Source organism: Pseudomonas sp. O230 (assembly GCF_045447035.1).
Lineage (GTDB): Bacteria > Pseudomonadota > Gammaproteobacteria > Pseudomonadales > Pseudomonadaceae > Aquipseudomonas.
In genome coordinates this window covers 208,666-232,801 of record NZ_JBJGXN010000012.1, presented here as the reverse complement: position 1 = coordinate 232,801, position 24,136 = coordinate 208,666, and the positions used below count along the sequence as shown (strand labels likewise).

Sequence of the window (24,136 nt, the reverse complement as noted above, 5' to 3'; positions counted from 1 at the left end):
TGTCTTCTCAGCAAGGTGGAGTCTTACTCGGATTGCCCAGATATCCCTGACTCGGAGCGGGGCTTTCTGCCCGACAATCTTTCCCTTGCTCCAAGGCTGATGGCTGTATGTAGCAATAGTGTTCATGGCTTGTCCTCCACGTTCAGGGAGGAAAAGGGTGGATCAGTCACAATGAGTGGTGGTCGCTATTCGGCCGGAGGCCATTGCGACGATGCAGTACGATGCACGCCTACCGGTAGATCATTAGGGCTAATCCATGCAATTTCATGGTTTCGTGTTCGGGCATATCGAGGTTGAGATTCACGACCGTACGTATGATCTGCATAACTTCTACCAAGCCAGCGCCATCAATTACGACATCGCGGGTCGGTCGGCAGTACTTAGCTTTACTCGACGGACTGAAGCTTGGGTGCCTACCGGGGAACCACGCAAGATTACTATCAGCTTCCATGAGGTCGACTACTTTTCAGCGAATGGGCGGGATGAAAACCCAGATGACGGCGACGGTAGTGTTGTTCATTCGATTGGTGCGGTGGAGTCCGACGCCGAGACACAAGCCTTCTACCTCACGGATAAGATTCAACCAGATCATCACCTTGTCATGCGCTTCGAGTCTGGTCTGACATTACGATTACAGGCCGTTGAAGCAAGATGCGAAATCGTTTTCTGAGCGGCATAAAACTATAGCCCTCGACGTCTTCTTTGGGTCCGTTTTCTACCCCTCGCAACAGGCAGAAATCGGCCAGGAGCAGTCATTCAACCTCTACGAAACCAGAGGGCGATACAAAGCGACCGTCAGCTTACGACTGTGTCCGATACACAGGTAGCCTGATCGAGGGCTACGCTAATACTTGGTGAGGGCCCGGTCCATCCAAATCAGCGGTGGCGCACGAACATGGTTTTCTCTTTATTGATGGCGTTGGTATTAGCGTTCCTGATTGGCTGGGTTTCGCAGCGCATGGGCATGTGCCTTGTCAAAGCGAGCGAACAATTGCTGGCGGGGCGCCCGACGTTGTTTGTGGCACTGACATCGTGTGGATTGTTCGGGTTGCTGCTGGCCCCGCTCTATCGTTTCTCCGAGGTCAGCCTGCCGCTGTACTCGCCGGGTATTTCCTATCCTTTACTGGTTTCGGGAGGCTTGTTGTTCGGGGTGGCATCGGTGCTGAACAACGGTTGCAGCGTAGGTACGCTGACCAGGTTTGCCTGTGGCAATTTCAATAAACTGTTCACAATGATCGGCTGGGTCCTGGGGATCGTGCTCTGGTATTACATGCGCATGATGCCCGAACAGAAGACCATTTTGATGCCGGAAATTTCCAGCCGCCATTACTGGCTGTTGATCGGTGTAGTGGCGCTGGTGCTGATTTTTTTGGTCTGCATACATGGTAATAAGCACCTGGTTTTCTCCAGCATGCTGCTGGGTGCGTTGACGAGTGCGCTCTATACGTTCGAGCCGTTATGGACACCGAGTGTGTTCTTTTACAATGTTTCGCAGTTGTTCTGGCAAGCCGATATGGCAATCAGCGCCCGGCGTATTGCTGTGTTTGTCATGTTGCTGGCGGGCATGCTGAGTTTTACCGTGTACAGGAAAATGTTCCGTTTCGAGGCCTTTACCCCATCAAAGGCTGGCGTTCATTTGTTGGCGGGTATTTTGATGGGGATTGGGGCTTCGATGATGCTCGGCGGTAACGACTCGCAAATACTGTTGGTGTTTCCAACACTGAGCGTTGCTTCAAGCATTCCAATGGTGTCGATTGCCACAGGCATTCTGGTGTCATTGTGGTGCAAAAAACGCTTTACGAATTGAACACCCTCAAGATGGTTCCGCTTTCGACTCAATAATATAGACAGTGATGACAGACAGAAATCGGCCCAAAGCGGTCATTGGATTTTGCTAGCAGACGGCACCAAACCAGCGGCAAGTGCCTCCAATAATGCACTGACCTTGGGAAGCGCCTGACGGCTCTTTAGCCAAATCAGATTGATCGCCAGGCCATCGGTTGCCAAGTGGGGAAGCACTTCAACCAATGTACCCTCTTCGAGCTGACGTTTGATCAACCATGAAGGTAACTGCGCGATCCCGCATCCCGCCGATACCGCGATCACCAGACCTTCGCCATCTCCCACAACGAACTTTGCGGCTATCGCCCTGCGTTCAATTTCGCCCGGGTGCTTTCCTGAAAAACGCCAAGGGCTAATCGTTCCATCCGCCCAGCCGTAAGCGACGCACTGATGCTGCTCCAGATCGCGATAGGCCACGGGTGTACCGTGCTTACTCAAATATGCGGGAGATGCACAGAAGATATGCCACTCACTGCCCAGGTAACGGTGTTCCAATGCGGCGGGCCAAACGTCCGAACCACCGATGCGTACGACGATGTCGACACCTTCCTCGATAGGGTCGATGAAACGGTCGGAAAACGAAATGTGCGGGAGCAGCAGCGCATGTTCCTGGGAAAATCGCAGAATAACCGGAAGCGCTTGCAGGCGGCCGAATGCACCTGGAAGGTCAATGCGAATCCTGCCACGAGGCTCAGTGTTTTCGGCAAGTAGGGACAGCTCAGCCTCTTCGAGGTCAGCCAGCACACCTGTGCATGTGCGATAGAATGCAACCCCCGCATCAGTCAGTGACAAGCTTCGAGTTGTTCGGTGGAACAACCGAGTCCCAAGCCTGCTCTCTAATCGAGCTATCCCTTTACTGATTGCCGAAGCCGTCAGACTCATCCGCTCGGCAGCGCCTTTGAAGCTCCCGGAGTCGGCGACGCAGACAAATACATCAATGCCCTTTAATCGTTCGGAGGAAAACATGGACGCCCCGCATTCATGAACTGAGTTCTGTCAATCCGATAAAAAACATCATAAATCAGAACACAATTCCCCAGTAAGCTTGATTCGCGCATCAATCAACACTTTGCGACTGACGAACACTATAAAAATAACCTGCTGAACGATGAGGCAAGGATGCTGACCACGCTAAAAAACTATCCGACAACAATAAATTTGCTGCTGTCGGCGTCCCTGATATTGACCCTGGCGCGAGCAATCACCCTGCCCTATCTGGTCATTTACCTTTCCGGCAGTTTCAGTTTGAGCGTCGCCGATATCGGCCTGGTTATTGGCAGCACACTGATCATCGGGTCGTTATTGAGTCTTTACGGTGGCTTTCTGGTCGACAAGATGTCGGGTTACCGGCTGATCCTGGCCTTCAGTGGCGTGTTCACGCTGGGGTTTCTCGGGACGTTTCTGGCTCGCGATCTTTGGCTGTTCTACAGCTGCCTGGTACTGATCAACCTGGCTTATGCGGTCATTGATATCGCGGTTAAATCAGGATTTGGCAGCCTGCTTCCCGTCACTGATCGCAGCGAAGTTTTCTCGATCAAATATACGCTGACCAATATCGGGTATGCCGTCGGCCCGTTTCTTGGCGCCGGGATGGCCAAACTGGATATCAGCTTGCCATTCCTGTTATCAGCCGGGCTTGGAGCAGGATTCATCTTCATCTATTTGGTTTGGGGCAATAGAGACCTGGACGCCACCGATTCAGCTCAGAAACCTATACCGTTTCTGGCCGTGGGAAAACTGTTACTCCAGGATTATCGGTTGGTGTGTTTCACCCTTGGTGGGCTGCTCAGTGCGGTGGTCTTTGGCCAATTTACCGCTTACCTCTCGCAGTATCTGGTGGTCACTACTACGCCAGAATCCACCTACCAGATCATCAGTACCGTTGTGGCGACCAACGCGCTGATGGTGATCGGGTTGCAATATTCCATAGGCAGAAAGATCTCCCACAGACACTTGAATGTATGGTTGGCCGCTGGACTGAGCATGTTCATGTTGGGGTTGGCGGGTTTTGCCCTATCGACCTCTATTCTGCTCTGGGTCATTTCCATGGCCATCTTCACGGTCGGCGAGATCATCGTATTCCCCGCCGAGTACATGTTCATCGACAAAATCGCTCCGGACAACCTGCGCGGCATGTATTACGGAGCACAAAACCTGTCCAACCTCGGCGCGGCGCTGGGGCCGGTGCTTTGCGGAGTCGTATTGGCGACTCGGCCTCCCCACTTCATCTTCTACATGCTGGCGCTCTTCATTGTTGCAGGTGGAATGTTTTACCTCCTGGGAGCTTCCAATTTGAGCGCTACAACGGATACGGATGCTGATTGAAGGGCAGCAATGAGAAAGACGATGAGGAATCAAAAAATCACCTTAAAAATTTCCGCTTTGGGTCCAGGCTGTGTGTGAACGCACTGAATACGTCGAAAACTGAGAGTTGCGTGCGTTGCCTGAGAAACCAGCAGGCGAAAGCGCAAATTGCCCTAGTTCAGCTAGATAGGCGTTCGTAATGCTGTTTGGGTCGCGTCAGCGGCCAAAACAGCCACTCACGGACGATCAAGCGGCTGGTTACACGCCCTGATCGCTTCAAGCAGTCCTGCGATGCCAAAGATGCTCATCATTCGTTTGAGGTTGTAGGCGAGCACATGAAGGCTCATCTCAGTGCTCACAGCGCCCCCATCACGTCTGCCGGCGCTTTTTTTATGCCTGCGGCGTGAGTTATGGCGGCTGTGCGTGGGGCGTCTTCGGGCGTGCCGGTTTCCTTGATTCCCGGTTTTCCACCCTGCGCACAGCTGTCACCCATTCGTGTGGTAACGAACGTGGCAGCTCCCCATATCAAGGAGTCTGATAATGCGCAGCATCAATCCGTACACAATTTGGCTTTCCCCTCTATACAATCCCCAATCGCGTAACACTTCCCCCCTCCCCCATCGCCTCCCCGTTACCGGAGGCGGCCAATGACCAACCAACCCGAACTCAAAACCATCGGCCTGACCCCCGCCATCTATTGCGGCGATCAACCCCTATTCCACGTCACCCGCGACGTCCCGCTCGGCGAAGCGTTGTCCATGGCTTCCGATTTCCTGTTCCTCGCCAAGACGCTCACTGAATGAATATGCTGCCTACGCCAAAGACACTGACCGCCACGCCTGGGCTGCGCATTATTTGACGTTGATGAGTAAGGCACTGGTGGATGATGCTGTGAAGGTGCTGACGCGGGATCGGGATTCTTTGTCGGGGTCCAAGCGGGCGGGGGCGAAGGCTGAGGGGTAGTAGCCGTCAGTCGATAAGGTAGGAAGGCTGTGGGGGCGGGTTGCTTGCGATGGTGGCAGTCGTTCGGTGGTGATGTTGGCTGGTCTGGCGCTATCGCCAGTTCAAGCTGGCTCCTACAGGGGTTGGGGTTGTCTGGAGGGGGGTGTTGGCCCTGATTTTTTTAGCCAAGGAGTGGAGTGAATGATGTTGTTCTACTGGCTGGCTATTAACGGTGCATTTTTTGGGATGTGGGTTTGGGTGGTGCGCTGTCGTGGCACCCTGAATGTGTGGTTGGCGAATCTGGCGGGGTTGGGGTGCGGCAGTATTGTCGGGCTGGTGGTGGAGCAATTGACCCATATCGCCCGCGGGACTTGGACGCCGGACGAGCCATTTATGTTGTATTCGATTATGGCTGGGTTTGGCACGTTGGTTGGGACATGGATGTGGCTTATTGCGAGGCTTGAGCAGCCGGAGGATCTGTTTCTGCGGCATTTGTTTGCCGGGGCGGTGAGTGTTTTTGTTGGCGCGGTTGTGCTTGGGCAGGCTTGGTCGTATTTGGTTTCTGGGTGAGTGCCTTTGGGTTGGTGGTGGCTGGTTTGGCGCTATCGCGAGCAGGCTCGCTCCTACAGGGGTTGTGGGTTAGCCCCGGGGTTTCGGGGCTTTTGAGCATTGGGACTAGAGGAGGTGTTGGGAGATCAGTTTGGAGATTTCTACCATTGATGTCCGGCCGGTGAATTCGAATTTCACTTTGCCCAGTGACGAGAAGTAGATTTCCAGTTCCGAGTCCAGGTCGAACGTACCGGAGGTTTCCACCGAGTACGCGACGATGTTTTTGTAGGGCAGCGAGGTGAAGTCTTTTTTGCTGCCGGTGATGCCCTGGACGTTGACGGCGATGATGCGTTTGTTGGTGAAGACGACGCCGTCGCGCATGGATTTGTACGAGTCGATGACGTGCTCGCCTTCCAGCAACAGTGCACTGACGCGTTCTGCGTATTCTTCGTTTTGCTTGAGTTTGAAGAAGCCTTTGTTGTTGAAGTCGATCATCTGCCCATCCTCCGTTCGAAGAAAAATCCCTGCGGATTACTTCACCACTTTCACGACTCGAATGTTGACGGGGAATCCATCCTGACCAGGCAGTTTCTTCCATCCCACGTACTGATAAACCACTTCGTCATCAATGTACTCACCCCACTCCGGGACTTTGCCACCCAGCACGGCGACGTTCCGGTTAATGCCGCAGCCATCATCAGGACCGACGGTGTAGATCACATAAGGTTTGACGTATTTCGCGGCGCGGAAATTTCCGCCGCAACCAGAATCGACTCTGATCATCAAGGTCTTCAGATTCGCTTCACCATCCGCCTCGGCGTGCCGGTCGAGTTGCCCGATTTCGCCGACGTCGGTGAAGCCCAGAGAGCGAGCGCGCTTGTATGCCGGGGAGGCCAGGTGTTTGGTCTGGGCTTGCGCGAGATACTCGTCCACGTCTTTGCTGTATTCAATTTCGCCCTTGTCCGCGATCTCTTTCGCTATGGGAACGCCGCTCTCACAACGAGCGTATTCGGGGGAGCCAAGGCTTGACTGGGATAGGTAGGAGCGATGTAACTCAAAGGTACTCAGATACGCCTTGATAGCGGGAGTAGCTTCTTTGGGCGTCTGGCGCCCGGCCTGCACCTCGGCCACCACCTGCAGAAATTTCTGGCAATCGGAGAGGTAGCCGTCCCAGGCGTATGTCGGGGTTTCACTCGACAGGCCGGCGAGCGCCGGGGTCATCACGACGGCGAAAGTGATTGCGCAGAACAGGCGCGAGGCTCGAGCGACAGTGGCCATGTGTAGTCCGTTACAAAGTTGATGAAAGTGGCGCAACGCTACTGTTTTGCCGCCTTGCCGTCCACTGGCAGAGAAGGGGAAAGCCGATATTCCCTGCGACGATCCGCTGTGCATGCATCCTGAAACCTCCACGCCGGCCACATTCTTCTAGACTCAATAAGAGGTCGTGGATAGAACCGAACACGTCGCATTGGTGCAGTCAATTCAACAGCCGCGTGGCAATCTGCCTTTTATGCCCTTATTGAGGTGCGGCGAAGACCGTGCCGGGTACAACAAGATGCCCATTCAGGGTGCCCTGGCCACCGGCCTGAAAATGCCACGATACCGTGACGTGGTGTGAGTGCCGCAGCCGACACTTTCGGACGAACGACGACCGCCTGGTTTGTCCGTGACCGTGAGGATTGCTGAATGCCTGATGAGAGTTTGCACCTGCCTTTGGTCAACAGCCTGCTGGAGCGCCACAAAGGCTCTGCGGGTGCACTATTGCCCATCCTTCACGATATTCAGGAACGCATCGGTTACATCCCCGATGTGGCCGTCCCCGAGATTGCTCATGCCCTCAATCTGAGTCAGGCCGAGGTTCGCGGGGTGATCAGCTTTTACCATGACTTCCGTACCTCGCCACCGGCCAAGCATATCCTGCGGCTGTGCCGGGCTGAGTCCTGCAAAAGCCGTGGTGCCGAAGAGCTTGCCGCGCAGTTGCGCGAACGTCTGCAACTGGATGACCACGGCAGCAGCGCCGACGGCAGCATCAGTTTGCGCCCGGTGTATTGCCTCGGTGCCTGCGCCTGTTCGCCCGCTCTGGAGCTGGATGGCCGGGTGCATGCGCGGCTCAGCGCTGAGCGTCTGGATGCCTTGCTCGACGCTTGCCGGGAGGACGCATGATGCCAACTCTGTATCTGCCCACTGATTCGCTGGCCCGTGCCGTGGGTGCCGATGAGGTGGCGGTGGCCCTGATCACTGCGGCCAAGGAACGCAATCGGCCGCTGGAATTGCAGCGCACCAGTTCGCGCGGTCTGTATTGGCTGGAACCGCTGCTGGAAGTGGACAGCCCGCAAGGCCGGATCGGTTTCGGGCCATTGACCGCTGCCGATGTGCCGTCGGTGCTCGATGACTTAAAAGGCGATCCATCCGCTCACCCACTGGCCCTGGGTCTGGTGGAAGAGCTGCCTTATCTCAAATCGCAACAACGCCTGCTGTTCGCCCGCGCCGGCATCACCCGGCCGCTGTCGCTGGACGATTACCGCGCCCATGGCGGTTTCGAGGGTTTAACGAGGGCCGTGAGCGTTGGTGGTGAGCAAACCGCAACGGAAGTGTTCGATTCGGGCCTGCGTGGCCGTGGCGGCGCAGCCTTCCCCGCCGGGATCAAATGGCGCACGGTGCGCGCCACCCAGGCTGAGCAGAAATACATTGTGTGCAACGCAGACGAAGGCGACTCCGGGACCTTCGCCGACCGCATGTTGATGGAAGGCGACCCCTTCCTGCTGATCGAAGGCATGGCGATTGCCGGCATTACCGTCGGCGCCACTTACGGCTACATCTATGTACGCTCGGAATACCCGGACGCCGTCGCCATTTTGCGTCAGGCGCTGAACCTTGCCCGATCCGCCGGTTACCTGGGCGCCAATGTCGGCGGCAGCGGTCAGGCCTTCGATATGGAAGTGCGAGTCGGTGCCGGCGCGTACATCTGCGGTGAGGAAACCGCATTGCTGGATTCCCTCGAAGGCAAGCGCGGGGTTGTCCGCGCCAAGCCGCCGATCCCGGCGTTGAAGGGGCTGTTTGGTCTGCCGACGCTGGTGCACAACGTGCTGACTTTGGCCTCGGTGCCACTGATTCTGGCCAAAGGTGCGCAGTTCTATCGCGATTACGGCATGGGCCGTTCTCTGGGCACCATGCCCTTCCAGTTGGCCGGCAATATCCGCCACGGCGGCCTGGTGGAACGCGCCTTCGGCCTGACCCTGCGCGAACTGGTGGAAGACTACGGCGGCGGCACCGCCAGTGGCCGGCCGCTGAAAGCCGCTCAGGTCGGTGGCCCGCTCGGCGCCTGGGTGCCACCGTCGCAATTCGACACGCCGCTGGACTACGAAGCATTCGCCGGCATCGGCGCGATGGTCGGTCACGGTGGCGTGGTGGTGGCGGACGACACGCTGGACATGGCCCACATGGCGCGCTTCGCCCTGCAATTCTGCGCCGAGGAATCCTGTGGCAAATGCACGCCATGCCGCATCGGCTCGACGCGCGGCGTTGAGGTCATCGATCGCTTGCTGGCCGCGCCAGATCAGGACGGTCGCGATGAACAGGCGATCATCCTCAAGGACCTGTGCGACACGATGCAATACGGTTCGTTGTGCGCCTTGGGCGGCATGGCCCCATTCCCGGTGGCCAGCGCCCTCAAGTACTTCCCCGCCGACTTCGGTCTGCAGCCCTCGGAGGCCGAGCAATGATTACTCTCTTCGACCCGAAAACCGATATCGACCTGGGCACCCCGCACCGCGACAGCGACGTGCAAGTCACCCTGAACATCGACGGCCGCAGCATCAGCGTGCCCGAGGGCACTTCGGTGATGCGCGCCGCCGCGCTGCTCGGCACCACGATTCCGAAACTGTGCGCCACCGACAGCCTCGAAGCCTTCGGTTCCTGCCGCATGTGTCTGGTGGAGATCGACGGCATGCGCGGCTACCCCGCGTCCTGCACCACGCCGGTCACCGAAGGCATGACCGTGCACACGCAGACGCCGAAGCTCGCGACCCTGCGGCGCAACGTCATGGAGTTGTACATCTCCGATCACCCGCTGGACTGCCTGACCTGCTCGGCCAACGGCAATTGCGAGCTGCAAACTGTCGCCGGTCAGGTCGGCCTGCGCGAGGTGCGTTACGGCTATGAAGGCGAGAACCATCTGGACGACAAGAAAGACACGTCCAACCCCTACTTCGACTACGACCCGAGCAAGTGCATCGTCTGCAACCGCTGCGTGCGCGCCTGCGAAGAAACCCAGGGCACCTTTGCGCTGACCATTACCGGGCGTGGCTTTGAGTCCCGCGTGGCTGCCGCCGGTGGCGATAACTTCCTCGATTCGGAATGCGTATCCTGCGGCGCCTGTGTGCAGGCTTGCCCGACCGCGACGCTGATGGAAAAAAGCGTGGTCGAACTGGGTCAGCCGGAGCGCAGCGTGATCACCACCTGCGCCTATTGCGGCGTGGGCTGCTCGTTCCGCGCCGAGATGAAAGGCGACACGCTGGTGCGCATGGTTCCGGACAAGAACGGCCAGGCCAACCATGGCCACTCGTGCGTCAAAGGGCGCTTTGCCTGGGGCTACGCCACTCACCCGGATCGCATCACCAAACCGATGATCCGCAGTCACATCAACGACCCGTGGCAGGAAGTCAGTTGGGATGAAGCGGTGACCTACGCCGCCAGCGAATTCCGTCGGTTGCAGCAAAAATATGGCCGCGACTCCATTGGTGGCATCACCTCCAGCCGCTGCACCAACGAAGAAACCTATCTGGTGCAGAAACTGGTGCGCGCCGCGTTCGGCAACAACAACGTCGACACCTGTGCTCGGGTCTGCCACTCGCCGACCGGTTATGGCTTGAAACAAACCTTGGGCGAGTCCGCCGGCACCCAGAGTTTCGACTCGGTGATGCAGGCCGACGTGATTCTGGTGATGGGCGCCAACCCAAGTGACGCCCACCCGGTGTTCGCCTCGCAGCTCAAACGCCGTTTGCGCGAAGGTGCGCGGCTGATCGTTATCGACCCACGGCGCATTGATCTGGTGGACTCGGTGCATGCCCGCGCCGCGCTGCACCTGGCCCTGCGGCCGGGCACCAACGTCGCCATGCTCAACGCCTTGGCCCATGTGATCATCACCGAAGGCCTGCAAGACCAGGCCTTTATCGACGCCCGTTGCGAGGGCAGCGATTTCGCCCGCTGGAGCGAGTTCGTCAGCCGCGCCGAAAACGCGCCGGAAGTGCTTGGCCCGATCTGCGGTGTACCCGCTGCCGATATCCGTGCGGCGGCCCGTCTGTACGCCAACGGCGGCAACGCAGCGATCTATTACGGCCTGGGTATCACCGAGCACAGCCAGGGCAGCACCGCTGTCATGGGCATCGCCAACCTGGCCATGGCCACCGGCAACATCGGCCGCGAAGGCGTGGGCGTGAACCCGCTGCGTGGACAGAACAACGTGCAGGGTTCCTGCGACATGGGCTCCTTCCCCCACGAGTTACCCGGCTACCGGCACATTTCCAACGAGGTGGTACGGACCCAGTTTGAGCAGGCGTGGAACGTCACCTTGCAACCCGATCCGGGCCTGCGCATTCCGAACATGTTCGAGTCGGCGCTGGCCGGCAGTTTCAAAGGTTTGTATTGCCAGGGCGAGGACATAGCCCAGAGCGATCCGAATACCCAGCACGTCACGGCGGCGCTGTCGGCCATGGAGTGCGTGGTGGTGCAGGACATTTTCCTCAACGAAACCGCCAGGTTCGCCCATGTGTTCCTGCCGGGCGCTTCGTTCCTGGAGAAGGACGGCACCTTCACCAACGCCGAGCGTCGCATCTCGCGGGTACGCAAGGTTATGGATCCGCTGGGCGGCAAGGCCGACTGGGAAGGCACCGTGGCCCTGGCCAACGCCCTCGGCTACCCGATGCACTACAAACACCCATCAGAAATCATGGATGAAATCGCCAGCCTGACGCCGACGTTCACCAACGTCAGCTACGCCGAACTGGACCGCCACGGCAGCCTGCAATGGCCGTGCAACGCCGCCGCACCGGACGGCACGCCGACCATGCACATCGAGCAATTCGTGCGTGGCAAGGGGCGCTTCATGCTCACCGGCTACGTGCCCACCGAGGAGAAGGTCAACAATCGCTATCCGCTGCTGCTGACCACCGGGCGCATCCTCAGCCAGTACAACGTCGGGGCGCAAACCCGGCGCACCGAGAACGTCGCCTGGCATGACGAAGACCGTCTGGAAATCCACCCGACCGACGCCGAAAGCCGTGGCATCAACGAAGGCGACTGGGTCGGCATCGGCAGCCGCGCCGGCCAGACCGTGCTGCGGGCGCGGGTCACCGAACGGGTCGCGCCGGGCGTGGTGTACACCACCTTCCACTTCCCTGAATCGGGGGCCAACGTGATCACCACCGACAACTCCGACTGGGCCACCAACTGTCCGGAGTACAAGGTCACCGCCGTGGAGGTCAGCCGCGTCTACCACCCTTCCGAGTGGCAAAAACGCTATCAGGCCTTCAGCGACGAACAGGACCGCTTGCTCAAGGAGCGCCGTCAGGCCCGTGGCGCTAAAGCGGAGGTGCGCCGATGAGCACTGACAACCTGATCAAGATGGTCAACCAGATCGCCCAGTATTTCGCCACTGAACCGGACCAGAAAGTGGCCGTGCTCGGTGTGCGTAATCATCTGCAGATGTACTGGACGCCGGGCATGCGCAAGGAATTGCTGGCCTGGCAGACGGAACATCACGGGGCGGATTTGCATCCGTTGGCGCAAGCGGCGGTCAGTGGGGCGGGTTGGGAGGCTTAGGTTCGCACGATCCCTTGGGATTGCTCCTTGGCCTGTTGGCTGAAACCTGTAGGAGCAAGCTTGCTCGCGATAGCGCCAGTTCAGTCAGCACCCATGCTGAATGTACTGCCCTCATCGCGAGCAAGCTCGCTCCCACAGGGTTTGTGTAGAGGAATCGGATTCGTATTCACAGGCGGGCTACTCGATCTCGATCGGCCCTCGGGGCCCGGCATCACTGTCCATCCAGTAATCCTCCCCCGTCAGCCGTCGATCACCTTGAATCGTGAAGGTGATCTTTCCCTGCTTGAATTGCAGCGCGCCATCAGTGCGCTTCGCGTTGACCCGCTTACCGTTCACCCAGACCTGCTCCTTGGCATCGATACGAATCGTGGCAATGGTCGCGCCGGCATCGCTCTTCGCGACCCATTGCCCTGCATAAGGCGTCTGGGTGCTTGTGCTGTCCGCCGCTGGGTTGGTAAATCCGGCGTTGGCGTTTTCCGCTTTGCTCTTGTGGATATCGCAGCCCTGAAGTTCGCTCATTTGGGTGCAACCGGACTGCTCAAGTTGCTTGCGGTACTTGTCGTTGATCGCGTACGCCGGGGATTGTGCGGCGATCATAAGCGTCAGGACCGGCAGAATAAGTCTGTTCATGTTGATGATCCTCGAATCCATACCTGTGCACACCGTAAACGGCGTGACACGTTCACTGTAGCCAGCCTTGCGAATTCAGCAGTTGATCACCTCCTCCATCACCCTTGCCACACATTGCACCGCAGGCATCCGCAGCCACCTGCGTTATCATCGCCGACCTGTGCGCCAAGAGTCTTGAACCCGGATGTCCGAATCACTGCCTTTGCCTGACGATTGCACCTCACTGCCAGCGGTCCTGGTCGGCCCCCTGCTGCGGCGGCTGGAGCCTGCGCGGCTGGTGCTGTGGCTCGTAGGAAGCCGGGCGTTGTCGCTGACGTTGCGTCTGCAAGGTGTTGGCGACATTCGCCTCGACGACGGGCAATGCACGATCGTTCCCGTCGGTAGGCATGCCTTCATCCACTTGATCGATGTGCAGCTGGACGCCGCCCTGCCCTGCGACACGCTGATCGAGTACGACCTGCTGATTGATGACGCGATGACGGGCATCGCCGAGTGGGCACCGCATCTGTTGTATGGCGAGGCACGTTGTCCGAATTTTGTTTTGCGCTCGCGGATCGATCAGTTGCTGCATGGCTCCTGCCGCAAACCTCATCACCCAGCGGCCGATGGTTTGCTCTGCGTTGATCGCTTGCTTGCCTCGGAGCATGCAGCAACAGAGCGTCCGGCATTGTTGATGATGAGTGGCGATCAGGTGTACGCCGACGATGTCGCCGGGCCGATGTTACGGGCCATTCATGCCTTGATCGCGCGGCTGGGGTTGTTCGGCGAACACCTCGAAGGCGCGGTGGTCAGCGACAGCGCCAAGCTCTATGAACATGCGGCCAGTTATTACCACCGTGCGGATTTGTTACCGGCGCTGCAGAGCAACGAAACTCTGCGCGAGCGATTTTTCGGCGGTGCGCGCAAGCCGATTTTCACCAGCAGCAGTGCCGACAATCATCTGGTGACGTTTGCGGAAGTCATGGCCATGTACATGCTGGTTTGGTCGCCGACGCCCTGGACGCTGATCACGCCCAAACCGCCAAAATTGATTCCCGAACGTCGAGAGCGTTATGCGCTGGAGCAGACGCGCATCGATGGCTTCAAGGCCGGTCTTGGCGGCGTCGCCCGCGCCTTCGCGCATCTGCCGTGCCTGATGATTTTCGACGACCACGATATTACCGATGACTGGAATCTTTCCGCGCAATGGGAGGAAACGGCCTACGGCCATCCGTTCTCCAAGCGCATCATCGGCAACGCGTTGATCGCCTACATGTTGTGTCAGGGCTGGGGCAACAACCCGGATGCGTTCGGCGCGCTGCTGGAGAAGACGGATGGTTTTAGCGCGACCGGGGACGATGGTTATCTCGACAGCCCGGTGCAGGATGCCTTGATCGATGAGCTGCTGAAGTTTCAGCACTGGCATTACGTGCTGCCGACCCGCCCAGCCATGGTGGTGCTCGACACCCGCACCCGACGCTGGCGCAGTGAGATGACGCTCAAGCAGCCCTCGGGTCTTCTGGATTGGGAAGCCCTGAGTGAGCTGCAACAGGAATTGCTGGATCACCCGTCGGCGATCATCGTTTCGCCGGCACCGGTGTTCGGCGTGAAGCTGATCGAAACCGTGCAACGGGTGTTCAGCTGGTTCGGTTATCCGCTGTTGGTGGACGCCGAAAACTGGATGGCCCATCGCGGCGCAGCGCAGGTGATCCTGAACATTTTCCGACACTCGCGTACACCGGGTAACTACGTGGTGCTGTCGGGCGATGTGCATTATTCCTTCGTCTACGAAGTGCTGATCCGACACCGCAAGGCGGGGCCGAGGATCTGGCAAATTACCAGCAGCGGCATCAAGAACGAGTTTCCACCGGCGCTGCTGGAATGGTTCGACCGGCTCAATCGCTGGCTCTACTCACCGCGCTCACCGCTGAACTGGCTGACCAAACGCCGACGGATGCGCATCGTGCCGCATGTTCCGGAGCATGCCGAGGCGGGTGAGCGGTTGTGGAATTCCGCGGGGATCGGGCAGGTGTTCTTTAATGAGAAAGGACAGCCGCAGGCGATTTATCAACTCAATTCGGATGGGTCGCCGAAGACGCGGATGGTGGCGCCTGAGGCTTAAGATTGACGATGCTCGCTCAAAAATGACCGGCGAGCATCGTCTGCGTTGAGGACGATGAGATACGCGTCGTGATGTGCAGATACCATTACTGCGTCAGAACTGAAGCCGCACCCACCGCCCGACAAACCCCTCTGACAATCATCTCCACCTCGCGCTCATCAATCGTCAGCGGCGGCAGCAAACGGATGGTCTTGCCCCGTGTCACGTTGATCAGCAATCCGTGATCCCGGGCGGCGATCAGGGTCAGGTCGCGAATCGGTTGCTTGAGTTCGATGCCGATCATCAAACCCTGACCGCGAATCGCCAGCACGTTCGGGTCATCGGCCAACTCGGTGCGCAATCTGGCCAGCAGCCGTTCGCCCTGCATTCTGGCGTTTTCCAGCAGGCCTTGTTCTTCGATGATTTCCAGCACGGTGCATCCCACACGACAGGCCAGTGGATTGCCGCCGAAGGTGCTGCCGTGGCTGCCGGGGGTGAAGAGGTTGGCGGCTTTGCCCCGGGCCAGGCAGGCGCCGATGGGGATGCCATTACCTAGGCCTTTGGCCAATGTCATGACGTCCGGAACGATGCCTTCGTGCTGGAACGCAAACCACTGGCCGGTGCGGCCGATGCCGGTCTGGATTTCGTCGAGCATCAGCAACCACCCGCGCCGGTTGCACAGCTCGCGCACGGCTTTGAGGTAACCGGGCGGAGCCAATTGCACACCGCTTTCACCCTGGATCGGTTCCATCAGGATGGCCACGATTCTTGCGCCATGGGCCTGCTGTACCTTGTCCAGCGCCTTGAGATCGCCGAATGGCACTTTGACGAAATCCCCCGGCAGTTCATTGAAACCCAGGCGTACCGCCGGGCCATCGCTGGCGGACAGCGTGCCGAGCGTGCGGCCATGGAAGGCGTTTTCCATGACGACCACCAAGGGCTGTTCGATACCTTTGTGCCAGCCATGCAGACGCGCCAGTTTCAACGCGGTCTCATTGGCTTCGGCACCAGAGTTGTTGAAAAATGCCCGATCCATGCCCGCCAACCGCGTCAGTTTCTGCGCCAGCCGCTGTTGCCAATCGATGCTGTAGAGGTTGGAGGTGTGCAGCAACAGGCCGGCCTGTTCGCTGATGGCGGAGACGATTTTGGGGTGGGAGTGACCGACATTGGTCACCGCCACGCCCGCTACCGCGTCCAGGTATTCACGACCGGCCTGATCCCACAGGCGTGTGCCCAGGCCTTTGCTGAAACTCAGCGCCAGAGGTTGGTAAGTGCTCATCAGGCAGGCGGCGGTCATGACATCAAGCTCCATCAATAGTCGGTGTTTTTGCAGTATGGTTAGCCATCTGAGCTGGATAAACGCTGCAACACTTCAATCATTTTAAATCTGGGCTTGATAATGGATTTGTTCCAGGCAATGACCGTTTACGTAAAAGTGGTGGAAACCGGCAGCATGACCGCGGCCGCTTTTCAGTGCGAAATGTCCACCACCATGGTGGGCAATCATCTGCGGGCACTGGAGCAACGCCTGGGTGTTCGCTTGCTCAACCGTACGACGCGGCGCCAGCGACTGACAGAATTTGGTACCGCGTACTATCAACGCTGTCTCGAAGTACTGGGACTGGTGGCCGACTCCGAACGCCTGGCCGAGCAAGCTCTCGACGAGCCAAGCGGCACGTTGCGCATCACCGCGCCGTTGACATTCGGCACCGAAAAACTGGCCCCGGCGCTGAGCGAATTCGCCCTGCTGTGCCCACGCGTCAAACTGGACGTGGTCCTCACCAACCGGCGCCCGGACCTGCTCGAAAACGGTTTCGACGTGGCGTTTCGCTTGGGCAACATGGAGCAGACCAACCTGATCGCCCGTCCACTTGTTGCGTACACCCTGACGATGTGCGCATCACCGGAATACCTGATACGTCGGGGCAACCCGCAAAGACCTGACGACCTGCGACACCACGACTGCCTTTCCTTTGCCTACCCGGCCGGAGATGACTGGCACTCGGTGGAAAAGGAGTGGCGCTTGGCCGGGCCTGAAGGCGAGGTCGCGGTGGCGGTCAGTGGACCGATGCTGATCAACAGCTCTGCGGGATTGCATTAGGCGGCGCGCACCGGAATGGGCATCGTCCTATTGCCCGATGCATTGGTGGAGCAAGACCTTGAGGACGGAAAACTGGTGGCATTGATGCAGGATTATTTGCCGCCGAGCCGGCCGATGACCTTGATGTACGCCCAGGATCGCTACCGTTTGCCGAAATTACGCAGTTTCGTCGACTTCGCCATGCGGAGATGGGGCAAGCACTAGCCGGCTGAAGGCGCCATCGACTAATCTCGTCGAATGGCGGGTCACTTTAGTCAGGGAGAGCGGTGATGGATGGGGCCTCGGATGTAGAAGCGTTGAAGTTCAATCTGTCGGATTTGAACGAAGACATGCTGCACACCGTTCTGGAACTGGTCAGTGATGGCATCTGGGACTGGAACGCCAATACCGGGTTCGTTTACCGCAACCCCCGCTGGTACGTAATGCTCGGCTATCCGCCTCACTCCCTCGACAACACGGTATTCACTTGGGAATCGGTGATGCATCCCGAGGATTACCCACGGGTCATGGCCGTGTTTGACGACTACCTGAGTCAACGGGCTCCCGGTTATCAAGCCGAGTATCGCTGCCGCAAGCAGGATGGCAGCTATACCTGGATCGAAGACCGCGGCTATGTGCTCGTCCGCAACGCCGACGGTTCGGTGGCTCGCATGGTCGGTGCGCACCGCAGCATCGAAGACAAGAAGCGCCTGTTCGAAGCGCTTGAACGAAAGAATCAGTCCCTCGAAGCCATCGTCGAAGAACGCACCCGAGAGTTATCCCGGGTCAATCAACAACTGCAGATTCAGCTCGAAGAAAACCGCAAACTGGCGGAAACCGACGCACTGACCTCGATCGCCAATCGCCATCGCCTGAGCAAAGCCCTTCCCCTGGAGTGCGATCGCGCCCAGCGTTTCCGTCAGCCGCTGTCGCTGATTGCCATGGACATCGACGACTTCAAGAACATCAACGATCACTACGGTCATGCCTTGGGGGATGCCGCGTTGGTGCAGGTGGTCGAGAGTGTGAAGTGCTGCGTCCGCGAGGGCGATTTACTGGCGCGCTGGGGCGGTGATGAGCTCATCATGGTCCTGCCGAACACCCCGCTGGCCGACGCCAGAACACTTGCCGAAACGATTCGCCATCGCCTCGCAGACTTGCCACCCGTGGGAGACTTTCAACTGACCCTCAGTTTCGGAGTGGCTCAGCGCTTCGACGAAGAACAGCAGACCGGACTGCTGGCCAGGGCGGATCAGGCGTTGTATCGGTCGAAAGTGGCGGGCAAGAATGTGATTTCGGGGTGAGCGTTTTTCTCGCCCCTCACATCCCCGCCTTCACCAACACCGGTTTCTCCTGATACCGCTCCGGATACAACTTTTTCAACTGCGCCACTTTCGGTAGATCGTTGATCACGATGTACGGGTAAGTCGGATGTTCGGTCAGAAAGTCCTGGTGTTCTTCTTCAGCCGGGTAGAAACCGTTGTAGGTTTCCAGTGTGGTGACGATCGGTTTGTTGAACGATTTCGCGGCGTCGAGCTGGGCAATGTAGGCCTGAGCGACATGTTGCTGCTCGCTGTTTTCCGGAAAAATTGCCGAGCGATACTGAGTGCCGCGGTCAGGTCCCTGACGATTGAGTTCAGTCGGGTTGTGAGCCACCGAGAAGTAGATCTGCAGCAAGGTGCCATAGCTGACCTGAGTGGGGTCGAAGGTCACTTCAACCGATTCCGCGTGCCCCGTATTGCCGTCGCTGACCCGCTCGTATTGAGCGGTGTTGGCCGCCCCGCCCGCATATCCGGAAACCGCTTTCTTCACCCCTTTGACATGCTGGAACACACCTTGGACGCCCCAGAAGCAACCGCCGGCAAACACGGCGGTTTCGCTGTGGGCCTGGGTGATTTCGTCGAGGGTGGGCGCGGGGATGATGACCGCGTCTTCGGCAGAACCGAGCGAGAACGCCGAGCATTGGCCGATGACGCCAGCGGCGGCCAGACCCAACAGGGTACGGCGCCAGGTGAACCGGGTTTTCATGAGACTGACTCCTGAATCAGTGAAGTGGCGATCAACCGAACGTAAAGGCATACGCCGAGACACCCGGATCGAGAAATTCGATGCTGAAGGTCCGATCCGTGACAGCGCCGGACTGACGCACCAATTGATACAAACGTTGTTCGGTAACGTTGCCACTGCCATCGGGCGCCACGTCCGTACCGTGGGCATCGTCAGGGGCTTTTCCGTCAATCAGCACTTTGAAGCGCACTGGTTTGCCGTCTGCGCCGGGGCCCAGCACCAGATGCAAATCACGCGCGTGGAAGCGGTAGACAATGCGACCGGCGGGCGCGCTTGAGGTGGCCCGCTCCGGACCGACATGCCACTGGCCGTCCAGGCTCCAGTCGTTGAGCGCCAGTTGCGAGGCCGGGTTATAGGTCGTCACCTTGTCGGGCGCCAGACGGGTTTCGGCGACAAAATGCTCGGCACGCTGGTAGCCGACATAGGTTTCCGGCGACTGCACTTCGTTCATGTCCGGCGCGAGCTGGACACCTTCGGCGCTCGCATTGATCAGCCCGTCCGCCACCTTCGTCGCGCCCGCTTCACGCAGCAGTTGCTGAATGACCCGTTCCGATTCGGCGTACTCGCCTTCGCCAAAGTGGTGATAACGGATGCGCCCCTGGGCGTCGGCAAAATAGTGGGCCGGCCAATACTCGTTGTTGAAAGCCCGCCAGATCTTGAAATCGTTATCGATGGCCACCGGGTAGTTGATACCCAGGTCCTTCATGGCTTTGGTGACGTTGCCAACGTTCCGCTCGAAGGCAAATTCGGGCGCATGGACGCCGATCACCACCAACCCCTGATCGCGGTATTTTTCCGCCCAGGCTTTTACATATGGCAGGGTGCGCAGGCAGTTGATGCAGGAATAAGTCCAGAAATCCACCAGCACTACCTTGCCCTTCAACGACTGTGCGTCGAGTGGTGGCGAGTTAAGCCACTGCACGGCGCCCTCCAGCGGCGGAAGCTGGCCTTCGACTGGCAGTGTGTCCGCTGCTTTGTCAGCCACGCTCATCGCACCGTCAGCAGCCGGAGCCTTCGCCATCATCGCCCCGCTGCCTTTCGGAGTCTTACCGGCCAAACGGCTCACCAGCACCTGCTCAATACCGCTGGTAGTTACCGTGGAAAACCGCGCCAGAATCCCGGTATCAAGCCCCAATGCAATCGCCGCTACACCGGCCAGCATGGCCGCGCCCAAACCTCGACGGACCCACTCGCCAGCACCGATGGAACGCTTCATTGCGGCGAAAACCTTACCGCCCAGCATCAACGCCAGCGCAAGGGAAGTGGCGGCACCGGCGGCGTAGGCCAGCAGCAACAGGGTGGTTGCGATGCTTGCCCCTTGCAGTGCGGCGCCGGTTAATAACAGACCCAGAATTGGCCCGGCACACGGTGCCCAGAGCAGGCCGGTGGCAACACCGATCAGAAACGACGCGCCGGGGCGCGGCAGCGCATCGGCACCCGCCGCTTCCGACAACCGACTGCCAGCCGCCACCAACGGACGCGTCAAGCGTTCGGCCAACTGCGGCAGCACCAACGTCAGCCCGAACAGGGCGACAAACACCAGCGCGAGCCAGCGACCGTACTGATTGAGTTGCACCACCCAACCGCCGCCCACCGCCGCCAATGAGGCGACCAGCGCGAAAGTCAGCGCCATGCCCGCCAGCAGCGGCAAGCCGCTCTTCATGAACGGCTGCCCGGTGCGAGCGAAGACAAACGGCAACACCGGCAGAATGCACGGGCTGACGATCGTCAGCACACCACCGAGATAAGCGAGAACCAGAAGCCACATGGCGTCGACCTGCAGGAAATGAGCGAAAAAGGAATCAAGCCGCCTGCGGCTTGAAGGTCATTGCCAGACCGTTCATGCAATAGCGCAGACCGGTAGGTTTGGGCCCATCGTCGAAGACGTGGCCGAGATGACCGCCACACCGTCGGCAGTGAACCTCTTCGCGCAACACGCCGAAGGATCGGTCCTGACGGCTTGCCACTGCCTTGTCCAGCGGTGCCCAGAAACTCGGCCAACCGGTGCGGCTGTCGAACTTGGTGGCAGAGGAGAACAGCGGCAGATCGCAACCGGCACAGGCAAAGGTCCCATCACGATGCTCATTGTTCAGCGCACTGCTGTAAGCCCGTTCAGTGCCCTCTTCCCGAAGGATTTCGTACTGCTCGTCACTGAGCAGGGCACGCCATTCGCTGTCAGAGTGCGTCACTTCGAAAACCTCCGCCGCGCTGGCCTCGCTGACCAGTGCGGAGCTGGCAGCAAATTTTGGCAATACACCGATCGCCAGGGCTGCAACCCCCAGCCCGCCGCTCGCTACAAGAAATTGTCGTCGTGAAAACATGGCGGTCTCCAAAATCCTAAGTGCCTTTCATGGAACACAGCCTAGGCTTGGGTTGATCGCCAAATCCTCACGGGAAGTTAAACAATTCGTGATAACTCTGGCCCCGGAAAACCCGCACAATGCGCTCATTGCGCCGAAGGATTGAGCTTGATGGAACCGACCAAACGCGTCCTCGTGGTCGAGGACGACCTGCATATCGCCGACCTTATCTGCCTGCATCTTCGTGATGAGCAGTTCGAGGTGGTGCACTGCGCCGATGGCGATGAAGGCATGCGCATGCTGCAGCAAGGAAGCTGGGATGCACTGATCCTCGACCTGATGCTGCCGGGTGTCGACGGCCTGGAAATCTGCCGGCGCGCCCGCGCCATGGCCCGCTACACACCGATCATCATCACCAGCGCGCGCTCGAGTGAAGTGCACCGGATACTGGGCCTGGAACTCGGCGCCGACGACTACCTGGCCAAACCCTTTTCCATGCTCGAACTGGTCGCCCGGGTCAAAGCGCTGTTACGGCGGGTCGACGCCATGGCCCGCAACCTGAAAATGGACGCCGGCAGCCTGATCACGGACGGGCTCGCCATCGATCCGATCACCCGCGATGTGTCCCTTGACGGTCGCCGCCTCGACCTCACGCCACGGGAGTTCGACCTGTTGTATTTCTTCGCCCGCCAACCCGGCAAGGTGTTCTCACGCATGGACCTGCTCAATGCCGTGTGGGGCTACAGCCATGAAGGCTACGAACACACGGTCAACACCCACATCAACCGTCTGCGCGCGAAGATCGAGGCCGATCCGGCACAACCGGTGCGCATCCTCACGGTGTGGGGCCGTGGCTACAAATTCGCGGCCCGGGAGGAACAGCCATGAGGCTGACCCTCACACAGCGGCTGTCGCTGGTGTTCGCCGTGCTGTTGCTGGTGTGCTGCGGCACCTCGGCATGGATGCAGGTGCGCTCCAACCAGATGCATGAACAGGAGGTGGTGCAGGGACTGTCGCGAGATCTGGCCCAACACATTGCCCGCGACACCGTGCTGATGGACACCCAGGGCCTGATGCCAAATGCCGTGCGCGACCTGTTCAGCAAACTGATGCAGGTGAATCCGAGTGTCGAGGTTTACCTGCTCGACAACGAGGGCAAGATCGTCGGCAGCGCGGCGCCAGAGGGCCGAATTCGTCGTGAGCGCATCGACCTCGCGCCGATCCAGCGCCTGCTCAAAGGCGATGCTCTGCCGATTCTCGGCGACGACCCGCGCAGCGTCGATGCGCGCAAGGTGTTCAGCGCCGCGCCGCTTAAAGTTGACGGAAAACCGGCCGGTTATCTCTATGTAGTGCTGCTCGGCGAGGACCACGATCGCCTGGCTGAACGCGGCGCCACCAGTGCAGCGCTCAATACCGCGCTGCTATCGATCGGGTTAGTCGCACTGCTGTGCCTGATTGCCGGTCTGACCGCATTTGCCCTGATTACCCGACCTTTGCGTCGTTTGACCGAGACCGTCAGCCAGTTCGACATAGATGGCGTCCCGGCTACACCACCGGAATCGGCGCCGATGGAAAAGACCGCCAGTCACGATGAAATTGCCATTCTCGACGCCACCTTCCGACAGATGCAGGCGCGCCTCAGTGAACAATGGCGATCACTGACCCGCCAGGACCAGGAACGCCGCGAACTGGTGGCGAACATTTCCCACGACTTGCGCACACCGCTGGCCTCGCTGCACGGCTATCTGGAAACCTTGTCGCTCAAGGACGCCACGTTGTCCCCCGTCGACCGTCGCCGCTACCTCGGCATCGCCCTGGATCAAAGCCGCAAGGTTGGCGGGCTGGCGCAATCGTTGCTGGAACTGGTGCGGCTCGAACACGGCTTCGTGCAACCGGTGCTGGAACGCTTTTCCCTGACCGATCTGGTGCAGGATATTTTCCAGAAATTCGAACTGACGGCGGAAGCGCAGCAAGTGCAACTCAAGGCCAGCTTCGCGCCGTCGGTGTCCGCGGTGTGCGCCGACCTCGGGCTGATCGAGCGGGTGCTGACCAACCTGTTCGACAACGCGCTACGTCATACGCCGCAGGGCGGTGCCGTCGATATCAGTCTGGTGCCGCAGGGCAAGTTTGTGGAAATCACCGTCAGCGACAGCGGCCAAGGGATCGCGGCCGAACTGCGCGAAGGGTTGTTCCTGCGTCCCTTCAACATCGGCGGCGCGCGGCGCGATGGCGGGCTCGGGTTGCGCATCGTGCACCGGATCCTGCAGCTGCATGGCCGCGAAATTCGGCTGGTGGATGCGCCGGGGCAAGGGGCGACGTTCAGTTTTTCGTTGCCGGTGGACGAAGAGACGGCGAATGCACTGGCTGAGCGTTCTATGAACCTGAATACACCGGGACAAGCCTGAGACACCGAGGCGTTTGCATCGCCAACAAGCCGGCTCCTACAGGGATCGGGGCCGTACACAAATATCGCGCGCACCGACATTCACCTGTAGGAGCTGGCTTGCCAGCGAAGGCGGCAGC

At 59.2% G+C, this 24,136-nt stretch carries 20 protein-coding genes and 3 pseudogenes; 14 read left to right on the top strand and 9 right to left on the bottom strand.

Annotation, left to right across the window (positions count from 1 at the left end):
* Nucleotides 1-126: pseudogene (locus tag ACI77H_RS26135) on the bottom strand (integrase); the annotation flags it as partial.
* Nucleotides 127-256: 130 nt separating this feature from the next.
* Between ACI77H_RS26135 and ACI77H_RS26130 the strand changes: the two are divergent.
* Complete coding sequence (locus tag ACI77H_RS26130; protein WP_407014531.1) at nucleotides 257-670, top strand: hypothetical protein; 414 nt, start codon at nucleotides 257-259, stop codon at nucleotides 668-670.
* A gap of 225 nt (nucleotides 671-895) precedes the next feature.
* Nucleotides 896-1,807 carry a YeeE/YedE thiosulfate transporter family protein gene (locus ACI77H_RS26125; protein WP_407014529.1) on the top strand — a complete coding sequence of 304 codons (912 nt, stop codon included), beginning with the start codon at nucleotides 896-898 and terminating at the stop codon, nucleotides 1,805-1,807.
* Nucleotides 1,808-1,881: 74 nt separating this feature from the next.
* On the opposite strand, the gene ACI77H_RS26120 is transcribed toward ACI77H_RS26125, so the two are convergent.
* Nucleotides 1,882-2,808, bottom strand: coding sequence for a LysR substrate-binding domain-containing protein (locus tag ACI77H_RS26120; protein WP_407014528.1), 927 nt, complete (start codon nucleotides 2,806-2,808; stop codon nucleotides 1,882-1,884).
* Nucleotides 2,809-2,961: 153 nt separating this feature from the next.
* Here ACI77H_RS26120 and ACI77H_RS26115 point away from each other — a divergent pair, with 153 nt between their 5' ends.
* The 3 genes and pseudogenes from ACI77H_RS26115 (at nucleotide 2,962) to ACI77H_RS26105 (ending at nucleotide 5,658) form a co-directional block, all read left to right on the top strand.
* Complete coding sequence (locus tag ACI77H_RS26115; RefSeq protein WP_407014526.1) at nucleotides 2,962-4,167, top strand: MFS transporter; 1,206 nt, start codon at nucleotides 2,962-2,964, stop codon at nucleotides 4,165-4,167.
* Nucleotides 4,168-4,793: 626 nt separating this feature from the next.
* Nucleotides 4,794-5,109 (top strand): annotated as a pseudogene (locus ACI77H_RS26110) (DUF3077 domain-containing protein).
* Nucleotides 5,110-5,289: 180 nt separating this feature from the next.
* Nucleotides 5,290-5,658 carry a hypothetical protein gene (locus ACI77H_RS26105; protein WP_407014525.1) on the top strand — a complete coding sequence of 123 codons (369 nt, stop codon included), beginning with the start codon at nucleotides 5,290-5,292 and terminating at the stop codon, nucleotides 5,656-5,658.
* Between the two features lie 105 nt (nucleotides 5,659-5,763).
* On the opposite strand, the gene ACI77H_RS26100 is transcribed toward ACI77H_RS26105, so the two are convergent.
* Nucleotides 5,764-6,132: a PH domain-containing protein gene (locus ACI77H_RS26100; protein ID WP_008025469.1), complete on the bottom strand. Its 369-nt coding sequence runs from the start codon at nucleotides 6,130-6,132 to the stop codon at nucleotides 5,764-5,766.
* Between the two features lie 36 nt (nucleotides 6,133-6,168).
* Nucleotides 6,169-6,915, bottom strand: coding sequence for a hypothetical protein (locus ACI77H_RS26095; protein WP_407014523.1), 747 nt, complete (start codon nucleotides 6,913-6,915; stop codon nucleotides 6,169-6,171).
* Between the two features lie 408 nt (nucleotides 6,916-7,323).
* Between ACI77H_RS26095 and ACI77H_RS26090 the strand changes: the two genes are divergently transcribed.
* From ACI77H_RS26090 to ACI77H_RS26075, 4 genes are read left to right on the top strand one after another with little or no spacing between them, the layout of a single operon-like run.
* A complete protein-coding gene (locus tag ACI77H_RS26090) occupies nucleotides 7,324-7,800 on the top strand; it encodes a formate dehydrogenase subunit gamma (RefSeq protein WP_407014522.1) in 477 nt (158 codons plus the stop codon).
* Nucleotides 7,797-9,359: a formate dehydrogenase beta subunit gene (locus ACI77H_RS26085; RefSeq protein WP_407014520.1), complete on the top strand. Its 1,563-nt coding sequence runs from the start codon at nucleotides 7,797-7,799 to the stop codon at nucleotides 9,357-9,359. The genes ACI77H_RS26090 and ACI77H_RS26085 overlap by 4 nt, the downstream gene beginning before the upstream one ends.
* Nucleotides 9,356-12,238 (top strand): formate dehydrogenase subunit alpha, encoded by a 2,883-nt coding sequence (gene fdhF / locus ACI77H_RS26080; RefSeq protein ID WP_407014518.1) that lies wholly within the window; start codon nucleotides 9,356-9,358, stop codon nucleotides 12,236-12,238. Before ACI77H_RS26085 ends, fdhF begins: the two co-directional genes overlap by 4 nt.
* Nucleotides 12,235-12,456: a formate dehydrogenase subunit delta gene (locus ACI77H_RS26075; RefSeq protein ID WP_407014517.1), complete on the top strand. Its 222-nt coding sequence runs from the start codon at nucleotides 12,235-12,237 to the stop codon at nucleotides 12,454-12,456. Before fdhF ends, ACI77H_RS26075 begins: the two co-directional genes overlap by 4 nt.
* A 177-nt stretch (nucleotides 12,457-12,633) precedes the next feature.
* Here ACI77H_RS26075 and ACI77H_RS26070 read toward each other — a convergent pair whose 3' ends face one another.
* On the bottom strand, nucleotides 12,634-13,086 hold the full coding sequence (locus ACI77H_RS26070) for a hypothetical protein (protein ID WP_407014515.1): 453 nt from the start codon (nucleotides 13,084-13,086) through the stop codon (nucleotides 12,634-12,636).
* Nucleotides 13,087-13,270: 184 nt separating this feature from the next.
* On the opposite strand from ACI77H_RS26070, the gene ACI77H_RS26065 reads away from it, so the two are divergent.
* Nucleotides 13,271-15,187: an alkaline phosphatase D family protein gene (locus tag ACI77H_RS26065; RefSeq protein ID WP_407014513.1), complete on the top strand. Its 1,917-nt coding sequence runs from the start codon at nucleotides 13,271-13,273 to the stop codon at nucleotides 15,185-15,187.
* A gap of 85 nt (nucleotides 15,188-15,272) precedes the next feature.
* Here ACI77H_RS26065 and ACI77H_RS26060 read toward each other — a convergent pair whose 3' ends face one another.
* Nucleotides 15,273-16,463, bottom strand: coding sequence for an aspartate aminotransferase family protein (locus ACI77H_RS26060; RefSeq protein ID WP_407014512.1), 1,191 nt, complete (start codon nucleotides 16,461-16,463; stop codon nucleotides 15,273-15,275).
* A 102-nt stretch (nucleotides 16,464-16,565) separates the two neighbouring features.
* Between ACI77H_RS26060 and ACI77H_RS26055 the strand changes: the two are divergent.
* Nucleotides 16,566-17,471 (top strand): annotated as a pseudogene (locus ACI77H_RS26055) (LysR family transcriptional regulator).
* Between the two features lie 65 nt (nucleotides 17,472-17,536).
* A complete protein-coding gene (locus ACI77H_RS26050; protein WP_407014511.1) occupies nucleotides 17,537-18,550 on the top strand; it encodes a diguanylate cyclase domain-containing protein in 1,014 nt (337 codons plus the stop codon).
* 16 nt (nucleotides 18,551-18,566) lie between these two features.
* On the opposite strand, the gene msrA is transcribed toward ACI77H_RS26050, so the two are convergent.
* From msrA to msrB, 3 genes are read right to left on the bottom strand one after another with little or no spacing between them, the layout of a single operon-like run.
* Nucleotides 18,567-19,274, bottom strand: coding sequence for a peptide-methionine (S)-S-oxide reductase MsrA (msrA, locus tag ACI77H_RS26045; protein ID WP_407014510.1), 708 nt, complete (start codon nucleotides 19,272-19,274; stop codon nucleotides 18,567-18,569).
* A gap of 31 nt (nucleotides 19,275-19,305) precedes the next feature.
* Entirely contained in the window at nucleotides 19,306-21,081 is a 1,776-nt protein-coding gene (locus tag ACI77H_RS26040) for a cytochrome c biogenesis protein DipZ (RefSeq protein ID WP_407014508.1), read from the bottom strand.
* Between the two features lie 34 nt (nucleotides 21,082-21,115).
* A complete protein-coding gene (msrB, locus tag ACI77H_RS26035) occupies nucleotides 21,116-21,634 on the bottom strand; it encodes a peptide-methionine (R)-S-oxide reductase MsrB (protein ID WP_407014506.1) in 519 nt (172 codons plus the stop codon).
* Nucleotides 21,635-21,784: 150 nt separating this feature from the next.
* Between msrB and ACI77H_RS26030 the strand changes: the two genes are divergently transcribed.
* On the top strand, nucleotides 21,785-22,501 hold the full coding sequence (locus tag ACI77H_RS26030; RefSeq protein ID WP_008025429.1) for a response regulator transcription factor: 717 nt from the start codon (nucleotides 21,785-21,787) through the stop codon (nucleotides 22,499-22,501).
* Nucleotides 22,498-24,018 (top strand): sensor histidine kinase, encoded by a 1,521-nt coding sequence (locus tag ACI77H_RS26025; protein WP_407014504.1) that lies wholly within the window; start codon nucleotides 22,498-22,500, stop codon nucleotides 24,016-24,018. The genes ACI77H_RS26030 and ACI77H_RS26025 overlap by 4 nt, the downstream gene beginning before the upstream one ends.
* Nucleotides 24,019-24,136: the final 118 nt, after the last annotated feature.